Annotated in this window: 17 protein-coding genes and 2 pseudogenes; 9 read left to right on the top strand and 10 right to left on the bottom strand. The window is 72.0% G+C overall.

Annotated features, from left to right (window positions below; all coding sequences use genetic code 11):
* Nucleotides 1-136: 136 nt before the first annotated feature.
* Nucleotides 137-1,269: pseudogene (locus D7044_RS31990) on the bottom strand (SGNH/GDSL hydrolase family protein).
* Nucleotides 1,270-1,439: 170 nt separating this feature from the next.
* On the opposite strand from D7044_RS31990, the gene D7044_RS31985 reads away from it, so the two are divergent.
* Together D7044_RS31985 and D7044_RS31980 are read left to right on the top strand one after the other, a co-directional pair.
* Complete coding sequence (locus tag D7044_RS31985; RefSeq protein ID WP_120673303.1) at nt 1,440-1,796, top strand: YkvA family protein; 357 nt, start codon at nt 1,440-1,442, stop codon at nt 1,794-1,796.
* A gap of 80 nt (nt 1,797-1,876) precedes the next feature.
* Nucleotides 1,877-3,247: a cystathionine beta-synthase gene (locus D7044_RS31980; protein ID WP_120673302.1), complete on the top strand. Its 1,371-nt coding sequence runs from the start codon at nt 1,877-1,879 to the stop codon at nt 3,245-3,247.
* Between the two features lie 107 nt (nt 3,248-3,354).
* On the opposite strand, the gene D7044_RS31975 is transcribed toward D7044_RS31980, so the two are convergent.
* From D7044_RS31975 to D7044_RS31965, 3 genes are all read right to left on the bottom strand, one after another.
* Nucleotides 3,355-3,864, bottom strand: coding sequence for a GNAT family N-acetyltransferase (locus D7044_RS31975; protein ID WP_120691116.1), 510 nt, complete (start codon nt 3,862-3,864; stop codon nt 3,355-3,357).
* Between the two features lie 10 nt (nt 3,865-3,874).
* Nucleotides 3,875-4,792 (bottom strand): ribonuclease Z, encoded by a 918-nt coding sequence (locus D7044_RS31970; RefSeq protein WP_120691115.1) that lies wholly within the window; start codon nt 4,790-4,792, stop codon nt 3,875-3,877.
* Between the two features lie 389 nt (nt 4,793-5,181).
* A complete protein-coding gene (locus tag D7044_RS31965; RefSeq protein ID WP_120691114.1) occupies nt 5,182-5,532 on the bottom strand; it encodes a YciI family protein in 351 nt (116 codons plus the stop codon).
* Between the two features lie 277 nt (nt 5,533-5,809).
* Between D7044_RS31965 and D7044_RS31960 the strand changes: the two genes are divergently transcribed.
* Nucleotides 5,810-6,316, top strand: a complete 507-nt coding sequence (locus D7044_RS31960; RefSeq protein WP_120673298.1) for a YxiG-like protein — start codon at nt 5,810-5,812, stop codon at nt 6,314-6,316.
* A gap of 13 nt (nt 6,317-6,329) precedes the next feature.
* Here D7044_RS31960 and msrA read toward each other — a convergent pair whose 3' ends face one another.
* From msrA to D7044_RS31940, 4 genes are all read right to left on the bottom strand, one after another.
* On the bottom strand, nt 6,330-6,998 hold the full coding sequence (gene msrA / locus D7044_RS31955) for a peptide-methionine (S)-S-oxide reductase MsrA (RefSeq protein WP_120691113.1): 669 nt from the start codon (nt 6,996-6,998) through the stop codon (nt 6,330-6,332).
* 76 nt (nt 6,999-7,074) lie between these two features.
* On the bottom strand, nt 7,075-7,494 hold the full coding sequence (locus D7044_RS31950) for an HIT family protein (protein ID WP_120691112.1): 420 nt from the start codon (nt 7,492-7,494) through the stop codon (nt 7,075-7,077).
* Between the two features lie 48 nt (nt 7,495-7,542).
* The gene (locus D7044_RS31945) at nt 7,543-8,235 is read right to left on the bottom strand and encodes a nucleotidyl transferase AbiEii/AbiGii toxin family protein (RefSeq protein ID WP_120691111.1); all 693 of its coding nucleotides are present in this window, start codon (nt 8,233-8,235) and stop codon (nt 7,543-7,545) included.
* Nucleotides 8,235-8,561, bottom strand: a complete 327-nt coding sequence (locus tag D7044_RS31940) for a hypothetical protein (protein ID WP_120691110.1) — start codon at nt 8,559-8,561, stop codon at nt 8,235-8,237. The genes D7044_RS31945 and D7044_RS31940 overlap by 1 nt, the downstream gene beginning before the upstream one ends.
* A 92-nt stretch (nt 8,562-8,653) precedes the next feature.
* On the opposite strand from D7044_RS31940, the gene D7044_RS31935 reads away from it, so the two are divergent.
* The 3 genes from D7044_RS31935 (at nt 8,654) to ilvA (ending at nt 12,522) form a co-directional block, all read left to right on the top strand.
* Complete coding sequence (locus D7044_RS31935; RefSeq protein WP_120691109.1) at nt 8,654-9,796, top strand: cystathionine gamma-synthase; 1,143 nt, start codon at nt 8,654-8,656, stop codon at nt 9,794-9,796.
* Between the two features lie 16 nt (nt 9,797-9,812).
* The gene (locus D7044_RS31930) at nt 9,813-11,222 is read left to right on the top strand and encodes an amidase (RefSeq protein ID WP_120691108.1); all 1,410 of its coding nucleotides are present in this window, start codon (nt 9,813-9,815) and stop codon (nt 11,220-11,222) included.
* A gap of 79 nt (nt 11,223-11,301) precedes the next feature.
* Nucleotides 11,302-12,522, top strand: coding sequence for a threonine ammonia-lyase (gene ilvA / locus D7044_RS31925; protein ID WP_120673292.1), 1,221 nt, complete (start codon nt 11,302-11,304; stop codon nt 12,520-12,522).
* Nucleotides 12,523-12,609: 87 nt separating this feature from the next.
* Here ilvA and greA read toward each other — a convergent pair whose 3' ends face one another.
* Nucleotides 12,610-13,107, bottom strand: coding sequence for a transcription elongation factor GreA (gene greA, locus D7044_RS31920; protein ID WP_120673291.1), 498 nt, complete (start codon nt 13,105-13,107; stop codon nt 12,610-12,612).
* A gap of 249 nt (nt 13,108-13,356) precedes the next feature.
* Nucleotides 13,357-13,794 (bottom strand): DUF4307 domain-containing protein, encoded by a 438-nt coding sequence (locus D7044_RS31915; protein WP_120673290.1) that lies wholly within the window; start codon nt 13,792-13,794, stop codon nt 13,357-13,359.
* A gap of 192 nt (nt 13,795-13,986) precedes the next feature.
* Between D7044_RS31915 and mca the strand changes: the two genes are divergently transcribed.
* From mca to D7044_RS31900, 3 genes and pseudogenes are all read left to right on the top strand, one after another.
* Nucleotides 13,987-14,871 (top strand): mycothiol conjugate amidase Mca, encoded by an 885-nt coding sequence (gene mca / locus D7044_RS31910; protein WP_120673911.1) that lies wholly within the window; start codon nt 13,987-13,989, stop codon nt 14,869-14,871.
* Between the two features lie 48 nt (nt 14,872-14,919).
* Entirely contained in the window at nt 14,920-15,213 is a 294-nt protein-coding gene (locus tag D7044_RS31905; protein WP_120673289.1) for a hypothetical protein, read from the top strand.
* Nucleotides 15,214-15,434: 221 nt separating this feature from the next.
* Nucleotides 15,435-16,339: pseudogene (locus D7044_RS31900) on the top strand (GGDEF-domain containing protein); the annotation flags it as partial.

Below are 16,339 nucleotides of genomic sequence, written 5' to 3'. Positions count from 1 at the left end.
GCCGCCGTCCTGAGGCACCACCGCGCTGTGCTGATGATTCGCTCGCTTGCGCTCGCTCATGCCGCCGCCTCGCTGCGCTCGCCGCCGTCCTGAGGCACCACCGCGCTGTGCTGATGATTCGCTCGCTTGCGCTCGCTCATGCCGCCGCCTCGCTGCGCTCGCCGCCGTCCTGAGGCACCACCGCGCTGTGCTGATGATTCGCTCGCTGCCGCTCGCTCATGCCAGTCCCTCCACGGTGGGTGAGTCGGAGGCGGGACCGGACTGCGGCACCGCGCCGACCCCGAAGAAGGCCCGCCGGCGCAGCTGCGCCCACCGGCCGGCCGGCCCACGGTCGCGACCGCGGACCTGGGCGCCGCTGACCTCCGTGCCGGCGTGCCGGGCCGCCTCCTGCGCGGCCTCCGGCAGTGACCGTACGCCCCGACCGAGGACCGCCGCTGCCCGTGGCTCCTGCCCGACGCGGAGCACGGAGAGCACCGTCGGCAGCAGCGCGGCCGCGGCCATGGCGTACCCCTCGGCCGAGGGGTGGAACCGGTCCCAGGCGAACATCCGGGCCGGTTCGGCGGCGAACCGGGGACCGAGCAGGTCGCCGAGGGAGACCGTACGGCCACCCGCCTCGACCACGGCGACCGTCTGAGCGGCGGCGAGCTGCCGGCTCCACCGTCGCGCCAGCCAGCGCAGCGGCGGCTGGATGGGCTGGATCGCCCCGAGATCCGGGCAGGTGCCCACGACCACCTCGCAGCCGCCGGCGCGCAGCGTCTGGACGGCCTCGACCAGGTAGCGCACGGCCAACGCGGGCGGGGTGCGGTTGGTGACGTCGTTGCCGCCGATGAGGATCACCGCGATGTCGGGCTGGCACTCCAGCGCGGCGTCGACCTGGTGCTTCAGGCCGGCCGAGATCGCCCCGACCACGGCGAAGCGGCGCAACCGCACCTGTCGCCGGGACCGGCGGGACAGGCCGGTGGCGAGCAGCGCCCCGGGCGTCTCCCGGCGGCGGTGCACGCCGTAGCCGGCGGCCGAGGAGTCACCGAGCACCACCATGGTGAGCGGTGGCCCGGGGAACTTCGCGCCATAGACGCCGTCACAGCGGGGTGGCGGCGCCTCGGCCATCGGAATGATGCGCCGGGCCTGCCGGGCCTGACCGAGCAACACTCCTGCGGTGGCGACCACGGCCGCCGCTGTGGCACCCGTGCCGATCGCCGTGAGGCGGGCGATCTGCCGAGCGCGCTGCCAGCGCGGACGAACCGGTACGACGGAGCCAGCCACCCCCATACCGCGACAGTATCGCGCCGCCCCGACAGCGCGCTGTCGTCGTGCGGGCAGACGGACCTGGGGCAGGTACGACCGTTCTGGGTACCTCCTGTGCGAGGGCCACCGCTCGGCCGGTCCGAGCCGGGCCCTTGCGTCGAGGCGACATGCTGCTCGCGGGAAGGAGCACGAGGATGGCGAAGAACTTGAAGCGGAGCGCGGCCTTCGCGGCCCTGGCGCGGGCCCTGGCGAGCGGAGCGCGCGGCGGCCCGTCGGTCGGTGCCCGGCTGGCAGCACTGCCCCGGATGATCCGGGCGACGGCGCGGCGGGAGTACGACGGCGGCCTCCGGCTGGCCCTGATGGCCGCCGCCACGGCGTACATCGCCTCGCCGATCGACCTGGTTCCGGAGATCCCGCTGGCGGTCTTCGGGCTGGCCGACGACGCGGTCCTGGTCGCCTGGCTGGCCGGCAGCGTGCTCGCCGAGACGGAGCGGTTCCTGGAGTGGGAGACGCGTCGTAGCCAGGTCATCCCTGGACATGTGGCGCCCTGACGACACGTACCCTGGGCGCTGGGAATCCGCCCAGCTGCCCGGCCGCCCCGACGCCGGCGCCGAGGAGAAGGAACATCTAGGTGCAGTACTACGACAACGTCGTCGACATGATCGGCAACACCCCGCTGGTGCGCCTGCGCAACGTCACCGAGGGCATCCAGGCCACGGTGCTGGCGAAGGTGGAGTACCTCAACCCGGGCGGTTCGGTGAAGGACCGTATCGCGCTGCGGATGGTGGAGGACGCGGAGGCGGCCGGGCTGCTCAAGCCGGGCGGCACGATCGTCGAGCCGACCAGCGGCAACACCGGTGTCGGGCTGGCCCTCGTGGCGCAGCTCAAGGGCTACCGCTGCGTCTTCGTCTGCCCGGACAAGGTCAGCCAGGACAAGCAGGACGTGCTGCGGGCGTACGGCGCCGAGGTCGTGGTCTGCCCGACGGCGGTCGCCCCGGAGGACCCGCGCTCCTACTACAACGTCTCCAACCGGCTGGCCCGTGAGATCCCGGGCGCCTGGAAGCCCGACCAGTACAGCAACCCGGCGAACCCGCGGTCGCACTACGAGAGCACGGGTCCGGAGGTGTGGCGGCAGACCGAGGGTCAGCTCACGCACTTCGTCGCCGGGGTGGGCACCGGCGGCACCATCTCCGGCATCGGCCGCTACCTGAAGGAGGCCTCTGAGGGGCGGGTGCGGGTGGTCGGCGCCGACCCGGAGGGCTCGGTCTACTCGGGCGGCACCGGCCGGCCGTACCTCGTCGAGGGAGTCGGTGAGGACTTCTGGCCGGAGACGTACGACCGCGGCGTCGCCGACGAGATCGTCGAGGTCTCCGACAAGGCGTCGTTCGAGATGACCCGGCGGCTGGCCCGCGAGGAGGGGCTGCTGGTCGGCGGCTCCTGCGGGATGGCCGTGGTGGCCGCCCTGGAGGTGGCCCGCAAGGCCGGCCCGGACGACGTCGTCGTGGTGCTCCTGCCCGACGGCGGCCGGGGCTACCTGTCCAAGATCTTCAACGACGCGTGGATGGCCCGGTACGGCTTCCTGGACAACTCGGGCGCCGAGCCGACCGTGGCGGACGCGCTGGCCAGCAAGCCGGGGGCGCTGCCCGAGCTGGTGCACGTGCACCCGACCGAGACGGTCCGCGACGCGATCGACTACATGCGCGAGTACGGCGTCTCCCAGCTGCCGGTGCTCAAGGCCGAGCCGCCGGTCGTCACCGGTGAGGTGGCCGGCTCGATCGCCGAGAAGGACCTGCTGGACGCGCTCTTCACCGGCCAGGCGCACCTGCACGACACGATCGAGCGGCACATGGCCGCGCCGCTGCCGATGATCGGCGGTGGCCAGCCGGTGAGCGAGGCGGTCGGCCTGCTGGAGAAGTCCGACGCCGCACTGGTGCTGGTCGACGGCAAGCCGAAGGGTGTGCTGACCCGGCAGGACCTGCTCGCCCACCTCGGCGCCCGCTGACCGAGGCGACGAACCGGCGGCACCAAGATCCGCGCAACTTCGGGGAAGTAGTGGCCTCACGCCGAGCGGAGGCAGCTGCACCACCGAAGTTGCGCGGATCTTCGTGGCTAGAGCGGGCGGGCGTACCGGAGCTGCGCGGTGACCGCGGAGCCGATCAGCTCCTCCCGCTCGACGCCGGTCAGCGACCAGCCACCCCGCTCGTAGAAGCGCCGGGCGGAGGCGTTCTCCGCGAGGACCCAGAGCACCGCGCGCCGCCAGCCCCGCTCCCGCATACCGGCCAGCGCGTCGATCATCAGCTCCCGGCCCGTCCCGCGGCCCCGTTCGGCCGGGTCGAGGTGGATCGCGTTCAGCAGCCCGGTCGCCGGGTCACCCTCGTCGTCCGGACCCAGGTGGGTGAAGCCGACCAGCTCGCCGTCCCGCTCGGCCACGGTCATCCGGTGGTCGTGGCGTTCCCAGCTCCACCGCTCGGTCCAGTAGCTGCCCATCGCCTCCGCCGTCGGCTCGGCCAGCGCCTCGGCCGGCAGGAACGAGGAGTACGCGGCGACGCGGGAACGCCGGTGCAGCGCGCCGACCGCCATCAGGTCGTCGGTGGTCGCCGGGCGGAGGGTGACGGTCACCGGGCCGAGGCTACCCGCGGCGGGGAGGAACCTGAACGGTGGTGAGATCCTCGGCGATCACCAGGTCGCCGTCGAAGTGCGCCCGCGCCTCGTCGAGGAACCGGCGCGGGTCGGCGTAACGCTGGGAGAAGTGGGTGAGCACCAGCGTGCGTACGCCCGACTCGGTCGCCACCCGGGCGGCCTGACCCGCGGTGAGGTGGCCGACCTCGGCGGCGAGCGCGGTCTCCGACTCCAGGAAGGTCGACTCGATGACGAGCAGGTCGGCCTGCTCGGCCAGGGCGTACACCGCGTCGCAGAGACCGGTGTCCATCACGAAGGCGAACCGCTGCCCCGGCCGGGGCACGCTCACCTCGTCCCGCGTGACGCGGCGTCCGTCCAGGTCCAGGTGGCCGACGCGGATCAGCTCCCCGACCGCCGGACCGCCGATGCCGTACGCGGCCAGCTTCTCCGGCAGCATCCGGCAGCCGTCCGGCTCGACCAGCCGGTAGCCGTACGTCTCGATGGGGTGGCGCAGCCGGCGGGCCTCCAACGTGCCGCAGCCCAGCTCGATCCGCTGCCCGTCGGCCTCGATCGGCTCGACCCGCAGCTCGGCGGTCTCGTAGAAGCTCGTGGCGTGGCGCAGCCGGGCGAAGTACTCGGCCCCACCGGCCGGGAAGTGCACCGCCACCGGATGCGGCACCCGGTCCAGGGAGAGCCGCTGGATGGTGCCGGGCAGGCCCAGGCAGTGGTCGCCGTGGAAGTGGGTGACGCAGATGCGGGTCAGGTCGGTCGCGGTGACCGTGGTGTGCAGCAGCTGCCGCTGGCTGCCCTCGCCCGGGTCGAAGAGGATCACCTCGTCGTCCCAGCGCAGCACGTACCCGTTGTGGTTGCGCGACCGGGTCGGCGCCTGGCTGGCCGTACCGAGCACCACCAGCTCGCGCATCGACACGGCGTACCCCTTCGCTGCATATGAAGCGACCCCCGGGGTTTCCGCGCTCTCGCGCGGGCCGGCTGGACTTTGGCCGGCACCCCGGGGGTCGGGTGGCTGTCGTGGTTTCGCCGCACCGCTGCCACACGGTCTCGACGATCGTGCCTGTGCCCGCCTCGCGGCGGACGGATTCACTGTCGAGGACAGCGGCTAGCGGACAGCCACCTCACGAGTCCGATTGCTATACAAGTCTGGACCACCTCCTTTCCCGTGTACCGTCACGCTATCCAGTCGCCACGTGGGCCGGCAACGGATTTCGATCACATGCCGGCCGGGAATGCGCGCCGCCCGCGGCGCGGGGCCACCGGCGGCGGGGAACGGTCGGCGGGACGGGGCAGCCGACTCCCCACTCACTCCGGGCCGCGGCCGAACCGTCGGACCTCCTGGGGCCACCCGCAGGCTTCCGCGATCTTGCCGGCCCACATCCGGGCCGTTTCCTCGTCAGCCACGTCCACCACGGTCAGCCCGCCGAGCCACTCCTTGGTCTCGACGTAGGGCCCGTCGGTGAACATCAACGTGCCGCTCGTGGCGTCGGCACTGAAGACGGGGCCGTCCTCTTCCAGGCCCCCGGCGAACACGTACGCCCCGGCCGCCTTGATCTCGTCCACGACCGCCTTGGCGAGTGGCCCGCGCCCGCGAAACCACTCCTCAGTGTGGTCACCCACCCACTGCTGGTTGAAGTAGATGAGGTACTCGGCCATGTCTGCTCCCTCGTCTCAGGCGGACCCTCTGTTCGCCCCATCTTCGCTACGAACGGCGTCGGGCCGATGCGACACCTCAGGCCGGAGATTTCCACGTCGATGTTGGCGGGGAACGGTGGTGCGCATCCCGGGCGACGCCGACCGGGCAGGTCATACCGTTCGGGTCGTGGTTGCAGTAGCCGTTCGGGTTCTTCGACTCTGGCGGACGATGTGGTACTTCGTAAGACCCGGAGATGGCTCAGCCCGGGCGGTTCACCGTTGATGCGATCATGCGGACGTGGATGTTGCCGAGATCCGGGCCGCGTTCGAGGACGTATTCGATCAAGCCATCGTGTTCCACGGCTTCGCCGACCATATGCGTGACTACGACGTCTTCATCTACGCCACCGCCGACCCCCACACCGGAATCGCGCCCAAGCACCTGAGGTACCGGTTCAAGTACTGCGTCCGGGCCGTGGCCACCTCCGCCGTACCGCCCGCCGTCTGGAAAGAATCACTCGACGAGCGGCTCGTTGATTATGAACAGGGCGTTGACCTCGACGGATACGTGTGGGGCGTCAAGTGGCAGGAGCTGTACCCGGGTATGAGACTGCTGACCGACTCGCCCGACGCGGAGCGGTGGTCACAAGATCTAGATCTCCCGTTGCACGAAGCCGTCATCGGGACGAACGGCCACAACGTCTCCCTGGTCTTCTCGGACCTGGCCGTCGACACGGTCGACGTCGGGTTCGCACCGTTCGTTGTGACTGAAAGGGGGACCGGACTTCAAGGTCCCCCTTTCTAGGTCGCGATGTGGGCTAGTGCGTACCGCTGACCCGGGCCACTCCGACCGGGCAGCTGAGACCGTTCGGGCCGTGGTTGCAGTAGCCGTTCGGGTTCTTCGTCGGCGCCAGGTACTGCTGGTGGTAATCCTCCGCCAGGTAGTACGTGCCGAGCCGGTCGATCTCCGTGGTGATCTCACCCTTGCCGGCGCGGGCCACGATCGGCGCGAACGCATCGCGGGACGCGGTCGCGGTGGCCAGCTGCTCGTCGGTGGTCGCGTAGATCGCCGACCGGTACTGGGTGCCCACGTCGTTGCCCTGGCGCATGCCCTGGGTTGGGTCGTGGTTCTCCCAGAAGACCTTCAGCAGGTCCTCGTAGGCGATCTTCGAGGGGTCGTAGACCACCTCGACCGCCTCGGCGTGCCCGGTCCTACCCGAACAGACCTCCTCGTACGTCGGGTTCGGCGTGTAGCCGCCCGCGTAGCCGGCGGAGGTGGTGATGACACCGGGTAGGGTCCAGAACAGCCGCTCAGCTCCCCAGAAGCACCCCATGCCGAAGACGGCGATCTGGCTGCCCTCGGGGAAGGGGCCCTTCAGCGGAGTGCCGAGGACCTCGTGCCGGTCGGCCACGGGCATCGCGATCAGGCGGCCCGGCAAGGCCTGGTCGGCGGAGATCATCTCGGCCTTCATGCGGCGCAGGAACACAGTGGGACTCCTCTCCTGGCTTTCCCAGCCCGTGCAACACCGCGGGGTACCCCATCCTTACCCGCTGCGCTCCGACTCACCCGGTGGCGAGCGCGGCGGCGATCCGGTCGGCGTACCCCTGCGCCTCGGCGTCGTCCGTGTAGCGGGTGCGGGGCCAGAAGAAGCCGCGCAGGCCGTCGCCCTTGGTCCGGGGAATGACGTGGGTGTGCAGGTGCGGGACGGATTGGGACACCTTGTTGTTGATCGCCACGAAGGTCCCACCAGAGCCCAGACCGGCCTCGACCGCCACCGCGAGCCGCTGGACGAGGGCGAAGTATCCGGGCAGCGACTTTGGCGGCAGGTCGGCGAGCGTCACCAGGTGGGGACGCGGCACCACCAGCACGTGCCCCTTGAAGACCGGCCGGGTGTCCAGGAACGCCACCCCGTCGGCCTCGTCGGTCACCCGCATCGCGGGCAGCTCACCCGACACGATCCCGCAGAAGACGCACCCCGCCACCCGGCCAGGCTATGCCGGGCCCGCCGTCCGTTCACGAACCGCCCCGCCTCAGGCCGGGTCGAGGTACGCGTCCCACCCGTCGTCCGGCACGCCGACCGGCCCGGTATCACCGCCGGCGAGACGCCCCCGGATGTCGGCCTCCCAGCGTCGCGCCCAGCGCTTGAGCTCCTCGATGTCGAGATCGCCGAGGCCGTAGGACCGGAATCCCCGCTCGTCCCGTTCGTCCACCCCGCCCAGCCGGTCCGCCAGCTCCTCGATCGAGAATCCTGCGGTGTGGCGAGCGGCCAGCCGTTCCAGCTCGGTCCAGGCAAGCCGTGCGTTGGCGGCGCGGACGTCGATGAAGTCCCGGTGAGCTGCTCGGTCGTGCAACGCCCGCATCTTGAGCCCCACCGCGTCCTCGAAGGAGAGGACCGGACCGATGTTCAACTGTGCGGGCGGGCCGAGCGCCTCCTTGAGCAGATCCACTTCACAAGTGCTTGCCCGGTCGGAGACGACCAACCGAGCCATCCGCGGGGTGGACTCGATGATCCGGGTGGTGAAACCGGCGGCGGCGAAGGCGGCCGCGAGACGGTCCACCACCACCGGCAGGGGCAGGGTGCTCGCGGTAGCGAAGTCGACGTCCTGCGACGGCCGACTGAGCAGCTCGTGCGCGCACATCGCGTACCCACCGGCCAACATCAGACCGAGATCGTCGCCGGCGGCGAAGCCGATCTCGACCAGCTGACGGTGCAGGGCGTCCATCAGGCGGTGGCGAGATCGGGCAGCCGCCGTTCCCACAGCGAGATCAGTCGCCGGGCGGTCAGCCGTCGCATCCGTGGCCAGTCCCGACGCAGCAGTTCCGGGTTGACGTAGCGGATGATGTCGCCGCGCTGACCGCAGTCGAGCAAGAGGCAGTAGAGGGTCAGTCGCTCGCGCGGGTCGCTGACGTCGAAGTCGCTCGGCCCGGACCAGGCGAGTCGTACCGGAAGCTCGACCCGGCCGTGCTCGGGACCGGCCAGCTCCGCGAGCGAGGCCGGAATGCGATCGGCCGCACCGATCAGGCGGGAGGGGAGGGCGGTCGAGGTCACCGGGCCATTATCGCCGACCGGTAGGAGAGCGCGCGGACGCGACGCGCTGGGTTGCGCCCGGTCGGCGGGGCCGGCGGACTAACGTCACGGGAATGAGTCACGGCTTCGAGACGCTCGCCATCCACGCCGGCCAGGACCCCGAGGCCCGCACCGGCGCGGTGATCCCACCCATCTACCAGACCAGCACGTACGCGCAGGACGCGGTCGGCGCGCCGCGGCTCGGCTACGAGTACAGCCGCTCGGGCAACCCGACCCGGGACGCGCTCCAGGACTGCCTGGCGGCGCTGGAGGCCGGCCAGGTCGGGCTCGCCTTCGCCAGCGGTCTGGCGGCCGAGGACACCCTCCTGCGTGCCGTCTGCGAGCCCGGTTCCCACGTGGTGATCCCCGACGACGCGTACGGGGGCACGTACCGTCTCTTCGCCCGGGTCCAGCAGCGCTGGGGCCTGGAGTTCACGCCGGCCAAGGTCTCCGACCCGGACGCGGTCCGCGCCGCGATCCGTCCCGGCAGCACCAAGCTCGTCTGGGTGGAGACGCCCACCAACCCGCTGCTCGGCATCGCCGACATCGCCACCCTGGCCGCCGTCGCGCACGACGCGGGGGCGCTGCTGGTCGTCGACAACACGTTCGCCTCGCCGTACCTGCAGCAGCCGATCACGCTCGGCGCCGACGTGGTGGTGCACTCCACGACGAAGTACGTCGGCGGGCACTCCGACGTGGTCGGCGGCGCGCTGGTCACCGCCGACGCCGGGCTGGGTGAGGAGCTGCGCTACCACCAGAACGCGATGGGCGCCGTCAACGGCCCGTTCGACGCCTGGCTCACCCTGCGGGGCATCAAGACCCTCGGGGTACGGATGGACCGGCACTGCGACAACGCCGAGCGGCTCGCCGCGTACCTGGACGGGCACGCGAAGGTGGCGCAGGTGATCTACCCGGGGCTGCCCTCGCACCCGGGCCACGAGGTCGCGGCGAAGCAGATGCGCCGGTTCGGCGGCATGATCTCGTTCCGGGCGGCGGGCGGCGAGGAACACGCCGTCGAGATCTGCAATCGGGCCAAGTTGTTCGTGCTCGCCGAGTCGCTCGGCGGGGTGGAATCGCTGATCGAGCACCCGGGCCGGATGACACACGCAAGTGCTGCGGGCTCACCGCTTGAAGTTCCCGGCGATCTCGTGCGACTGTCTGTCGGCATCGAGACGGTCGACGACCAGCTCGCCGATCTGGAGCAGGCGCTGGGCTGACCGCTGGCTGGGGAGGGTGGCCGTGCAGGACATCATGCCGACCTGGGTCGGGGCGACCGCCAAGCAGGTCGCCCGGGGCGTACGGCGGGGTGACGTCTCCGCCACCCAGGTAGTCGCGGACCACCTCGACCACATCGCGCGGGCCGACGCCGACCTCGCCGCGTTCCGCGTCCTACGCGGCGGGGAGGCGATCACCGAGGCGGAGAAGGTCGACGAGGAGGAGGATCTCGCCAACCTTCCGCTGGCCGGGGTGCCGGTGGCGGTGAAGGAGAACACCCCCGTCGCCGGCCTGCCCACCTGGAACGGGTCGGCCGCGGTGCGTACGCCGGTGGCCGAGGCCGACCACGAGGTGGTCCGCCGGCTGCGCGGGGCCGGCGCGGTGATCCTCGGGGTGACCCGGATGCCGGAGCTCGGCCTCTGGGCGCTCACCGACGACGAGACGGCGGTGACCCGCAACCCGTGGGACACCCGACGTACCCCGGGCGGCTCCTCCGGTGGCGCGGCGGCCGCGGTCGCGGCGGGGCTGGTGCCGATGGCGCACGGCAACGACGGCCTCGGCTCGATCCGTATCCCCGCCGCCTGCTGCGGCCTGGTCGGGCTGAAGCCCGGCCGTGGGGTCATCCCGTCCCAGCTCGGTGCGGACGACTGGTTCGGGCTCGCCGAGCACGGTGTGCTGACCACCACCGTCGCCGACGCGGCGGTGGGTTTCTCGGTGCTGGCCGGGCGGCGTCCGGAGAAGCTGGTGCCGCCCCAGCGGCTGCGCGTCGGCGTCTCGCTCCGCTCGCCGGTGCGCGGTGTGTCGCCGGACGCGCCGAACCGGGACGCGGTCGCTGCGGCGGGGCGGTTGCTGGCCGCCGCCGGCCACGACACCGTGCCGGCCGACCCGGTCTACCCGACCCGGCTCGGCCTTCAGGGGATCGCCACCTGGTTCGCGGCGGCCGCCGCCGACGTGCGGGCCAGCGGGGTCGACCGGCGCAGCCTTCAGCAGCGCAGCCGCCGGCACGTCGCGCTCGGCGAGTGGGCGCAGCGACGGGGGTACGTGCGGGAGGCCGACCGGGCCGCCTGGCGGGTCCGCTCCGTCGGCTTCTTCAGCGACCACTCGATCGACCTGCTGCTCACCCCGGCGCTGGCCGCTCCGCCGCCGGAGGCGGCCGGCTGGTCGTCGCGCTCGTGGCGGGCCAACATGGCGGCCAACATCCGGTACGCCCCGTTCGCCGCGCCCTGGAACGTCGCCGGCCTGCCGTCGATCGTGGTGCCGGTGGGGCGCCGTCCGGACGGGCTGCCGGTCGCCGTGCAGCTGATCGGGCCGCCCGGCTCGGAGCTGCTGCTGCTCGGCGTCGCCGGGCAGTTCGAGATGGAGTCGCCGTGGCCCCGGCACGCCCCCGGCTACCCCCGGGTCGGTACGGGGTCACCCGCAGTCGCGTGATCGTTCGAGCCGGCCGGCGCCGCTGACCTTCCCGGGCGTCGCCGCCGGGAGCCAAACCGGCGGGTGGCACGATCGGGGCATGACGGAACTGGTCGGTCTCGCCGACGTACGGGCCGCGCGGGAACTGCTCGCCGGCGTCACCCGCACCACCCCGCTGGAGCCCTCCCGGCCGCTGAGCGCCGCGCTCGGCGGTCCGACCTGGCTCAAATGTGAGAACCTGCAGCGGGCCGGGTCGTACAAGGTGCGCGGCGCGTACGTCCGGATCTCCAGGTTGTCGGCGGAGGAGCGCGCCCAGGGGGTGGTCGCGGCGAGCGCCGGCAACCACGCCCAGGGGGTGGCGCTCGCCGCCGGCCTGGTGGGGACGCACGCCACGGTCTTCATGCCGGTGAACGCGCCGCTGCCGAAGGTGGCGGCCACCAAAGGGTACGGGGCGCAGGTCGAGCTGATCGGCAACACGGTCGACGAGTCGTTGGTGGCGGCGCAGACGTTCGCCGAACGGACCGGGGCGGTCTTCATCCACCCGTTCGACCACCGGGACGTGATCGCCGGCCAGGGCACGGTGGCGCTGGAGATCCTCGAGCAGTGCCCGGACGTCAAGACGATCATCACCGGGGTCGGCGGTGGTGGCCTGGTCTCGGGGATCGCGGTGGCCGCCAAGGCGCTGCGTCCGGACGTACGGGTGATCGGGGTGCAGGCGACCGGCGCGGCCGCTTACCCGCCCTCCCTGGTCGCGGGGGAGCCGGTGCGGCTGCCGGCGTTCAGCACCATCGCCGACGGCATCGCCGTGGGGCGGCCCGGTGACCTCACCTTCACGCACGTGCGCAAGCTGGTGGACGAGGTGGTCACCGTCTCCGAGGAGGACATCTCCCGGGCGCTGCTGATGCTCCTGGAGCGTGGCAAGCAGGTGGTCGAGCCGGCCGGGGCGGTCGGTGTGGCGGCGCTGCTGGCCGGTGTGGTGCAGGTGGAGGCGCCGGTGGTCGCGGTGCTCTCCGGCGGCAACATCGACCCGCTGCTGATGATGCGGGTGATCGAGCACGGCCTGGCCGCCGCCGGCCGCTATCTGCGCTTCACGGTGCGCTGCTCGGACCGTCCCGGTCAGCTCGCCTCGCTGCTCGGTGAGATCGCCGAGCACCGGGCGAACGTGGTGGACGTGGTGCATCAGCGTGCCCACCCGCACCTGCACCTCGGCGAGGTGGAGGTGGCGCTCTCGGTGGAGACCCGCGGTGTGGAGCATTCGGACACTCTGATCAGTGCGCTGCGGGCGAGCGGTTACCAGGTGGTCTTCGCCGGCGAGGCGTGAGCATCAGGTGCTCCGTGCCGACGAGGCGTGACACCTGTCGGTGTCACGCCTCGCAGGACGGTACGCAGGTGCCGACCGGCCCGGGGGTCAGCCGCCGAACGGCTCGAACTTGACCACGGTCACCTTGATGTCGGCCCCGCTGGGCGCCGTGTAGGTGCAGGTCTGCCCGGCGCGACCGCCGAGGATGGCCTTGCCGAGCGCCGACTCCGGACTGTAGACGGTCAGGTCGGTGGTGGACGAGATCTCGCGGGAACCGAGCAGGAACGTCTCGGTGTCGTCCTTGTCGTCGTCGAAGTAGATGGTGACCACCATGCCGGGCGTCACCGCGTCGGCGGAAGGCGCCTCGCCGACCTTCGCGGTGCGCAGCAGCTCCTGGAGGTAGCGGATGCGCCCCTCGGCCTTGCCCTGCTCCTCACGGGCGGCGTGGTAGCCGCCGTTCTCGCGCAGGTCGCCCTCCTCGCGCCGGGCGTTGATCTCGGCGGCGATGACCGGGCGGTTGGCGATCATCTCGTCGAGCTCGGCCTGGAGGCGGTCGTAAGCGTCCTGCGACAGCCAGGTGGCGGGCGCCTCGTTGCCAGTGGACACAGGCGGTCTCCTCAGTTGTGCGGGGCTGGACGACAGGTGAATCTCCAAGTTACCAGTGCGATACGACACGAGGTGGCCACGAACACCACCGGCGGATCGCCTCGGCAGGTGGTCGCGAGGATGGTCCTCCGTCGGCCCGTGCGCTGCGCGTCAGCCGCGTACGGGCTGGTCAGGCAGGGGCCTCGGGGAGTGGCGAGACCCTCGGCCGGCCCCCGGGCGAGGGCCGTCAGCGGCGGGTCGGCGACGCGGTCAGGCCGGCGGGCGGCAGCGCAGCACCTCGCCGATGAAGGCCCGTCCGGTGGTCGTCATCCGGTGCTGGACGGTGACGTGCCGTTGCCCGGGCGCCGCGGTCACGGTGGTCTGCTCGCGGGCCACCTCGTTGCCGGCCCGGTCGCGGGCACGCAGCAGGCAGACCGCCGAGCCGCCGGAGGGCACGGTCACCCGGAAGTCGAGCCGTAGCTGATTGTCGGTTATGTCCGTGTACGTGATGACCTGGGCGTCGTAGTTCGGATCGCCGTACTGGCGGTAGAGACGTACCGAGATCACGCTGAGCGCGGCCAGTAGGACGACCAGCGCCGCGATGGCGGGAACCTTCGAGCGGCGACGGCCCGGCTCCCGGCGGCGGCCGTACCGTCCGGCGGGGAACACCGGTGCTTCCGGGGCAACTGTGGTGTGCGTCTCGCTCACCGGCGGGTATCTCCTGGCGTCGTTGTCAGTGGCATCAGCAAGAATGGCTCAGTCCATCCTCCCAGCCCGGCCCGGCGTCAAGCATGGCAGGTCGGCCACCGGAGGTGACCGTCCGGTGTCATCGGGCGGAGGATCATGGCAGGTCACCGGCCTTCGAGGCCGACCGGCCGCCCCAGACGAGGAGTGCCGACGTTGGCAGAACAGCTACGCCTCATGGCCGTCCACGCACACCCGGACGACGAGTCCAGCAAGGGTGCCGCCACCATGGCCAAGTACGTCGCCGAGGGCGTGGAGGTCCTCGTCGCGACCTGCACCGGGGGTGAGCGCGGCAGCGTGCTCAATCCGAAGCTCGACCAACCCGACGTCTGGGCCAACATCGCGGAGATCCGCCGCGGCGAGATGGACGCGGCGCGCGCGATCCTCGGCGTCGAGCAGGCCTGGCTCGGCTTCGTCGACTCGGGCCTGCCCGAGGGCGACCCGCTGCCGCCGCTGCCCGGGGGGTGCTTCGCGCTCCAGGACGTCGAGGTGGCCGCGGGTCCGCTGGTGCGGCTGATGCGCGAGTTCCGCCCGCACGTGGTCACCACGTACGACGAGCGGGGCGGCTACCCTCACCCCGACCACATCATGTGCCACAACATCAGCGTCGAGGCCTTCGCGGCCGCCGGTGACGCGGCGCGCTACCCCGAGCTCGGCGAGCCCTGGCAGCCGCTCAAGCTCTACTACGACATCGGATTCTCCAAGGCGAAGATCATGGCGCTGCACGAGGCGGTGCTCGCCGCCGGGCTGGAGTCGCCCTACCAGGACTGGCTCAAGCGCTGGGAGGAGAACCCGGACGAGCAGCGTCCCGAGATCACCACCCGGGTGCCCTGCGCGCAGTACTTCCCGGTCCGCGACGACGCGCTACGCGCCCACGCCACCCAGGTCGACCCGGACGGCTTCTTCTTCCGGGTGCCCATGGAGATCCAGCAGAACGCCTGGCCGACCGAGGACTTCCACCTGGCGCGCTCGCTGGTCGAGAGCCAGCTGCCCGAGTCGGACCTCTTCGCCGGAGTACGCGGGACGGCGCATGCCCGCTGATCTGGGACGGCGTTACGCTGGTGGGCAACCGCACATCGGAGGAACGCCATGCTGACCGCTGCCCAGGTGCTCGCGGAGAACAACTTCGGGGACACCCGCACGGGTGGCCTGGCCGGCCCGATGGGTCTGCTCCTGATCCTGGTGCTGGGCACCGCCACCGTCCTGCTGATCCGCAACATGAACGCTCGGCTGCGCCGACTGCCCGATCGGTTCCCGCAACAGGGTCCGGTGGGCGACCCGGGCAAGGCGGACGCGGTGGCCGTCGATCCGACGGACGGGAGTGAGGAACAGGATTCATCCCCGGAGGCTCCCACCGGGCACCAGCAGCGCCGAAACGGGTAGTCCGAGCGTGAATCACGCCGAACCCGGCGGTCGACCCCTGTTGCGGCCACCGGGTTTGGCTTAGCCTCTCGCCGGGGGGACCACGCGTCCCCGAACCGTGCGCGGGAGGGGGCGCCGATGACCGTCACAGCAGCGGCTGCCCGTCGTACCGGGTGCGCACCGGGCCGCGGAGCGGGTCGGTGACCTCCGGCCAGGCCGGCGAGCAGGCCGACCGGCTCGGGCTGCGCGGCAACCCGCCCCGGGTGCTCGTGCTCACGGCGGCGGTCACCGTGACAGCTCTCGTGGCCGCGGTGGTCGGTCTGACGCTGCCGCACCGCCTGCCCGTCGACGATCCGCTCCCCGCCCCCGCCCGCTACGGCATCGCCGTCGCCGTACTCGCCCTCGCCCAGCTGGCCCGGCTGCGCTTCCGTGCGCCGGCCGGCATGGTGAGCATCAGCTGGGGCGAGGCGGCACTGATCATCTGCCTCTACCTGGTGCCCGCCGGCTGGATCCCGTCCGCCACCCTGATCGGCGCCGGACTCGCCTGGTCCGCGCTCTCGGCCTACGGCGAACGGCGGCCGGTGCTGGAGACCGTCCGGATCGCGGCGTCGTTGTCGGCCGCGTCCGCGCTCGCCGTGGCGGTCACCACCACCCTCGGGCACCCGCTGCTCGCCACCCCGACGCCCGGGCTCTCCGCCGCCATGATCGCCGGCGCGGTGACGTACCTGCTCGTCACCGCCTGGCTCAGCGGGGTCACGCTCGGCCTGCGGCTCGGCGTGCCGATCGGGCCCCCGCTGCTGGCCGCGCTCCGCGGCAAGCTACTGATGTTCGTCGGCAACGTGGCGGTCGGCCTGGTCGTGGTGGTGCTCCTGCACGTCGATGCGCGTTGGCTGCTGCTGCTCCCGCCACCGCTCTGGCTGCTCCAGCAGACCTACCGGCACCGGCTCCGGGCCGACCAGGAGCAGCGCACCTGGCGGACGTTCGCCGAGTCCACCGCCGCCCTCAACCAGCTCGACGAGCGGGGGGTGGCGGGCGCGGCGGTCGCCGGCGCGCTCGCCCTCTTCCACGCCGAGCTGGTCGACGTCGACGTGGCCCGTGCCGACGGGAGCTGGTGGCGCTACCGGGGCGACGCGGCGGGTGGTCTCGT

The organism is Micromonospora musae, from assembly GCF_003626635.1.
Classification (GTDB): domain Bacteria; phylum Actinomycetota; class Actinomycetes; order Mycobacteriales; family Micromonosporaceae; genus Micromonospora; species Micromonospora musae.
The sequence above is the reverse complement of the archived record's forward strand: the minus strand, read 5'-3'. Positions and strand labels throughout refer to the sequence as shown.

Coding starts and splice junctions, on each gene's coding strand:
- D7044_RS31945 (WP_120691111.1), bottom strand. CDS start 8,235: ATGGACGCCCTGCACCGTCAGCTGGTCGAGATCGGCTTCGCCGCCGGC.
- D7044_RS31905 (WP_120673289.1), top strand. CDS start 14,920: ATGCTGACCGCTGCCCAGGTGCTCGCGGAGAACAACTTCGGGGACACC.
- D7044_RS31965 (WP_120691114.1), bottom strand. CDS start 5,532: ATGGCCGAGTACCTCATCTACTTCAACCAGCAGTGGGTGGGTGACCAC.
- D7044_RS31985 (WP_120673303.1), top strand. CDS start 1,440: ATGGCGAAGAACTTGAAGCGGAGCGCGGCCTTCGCGGCCCTGGCGCGG.
- ilvA (WP_120673292.1), top strand. CDS start 11,302: ATGACGGAACTGGTCGGTCTCGCCGACGTACGGGCCGCGCGGGAACTG.
- D7044_RS31935 (WP_120691109.1), top strand. CDS start 8,654: ATGAGTCACGGCTTCGAGACGCTCGCCATCCACGCCGGCCAGGACCCC.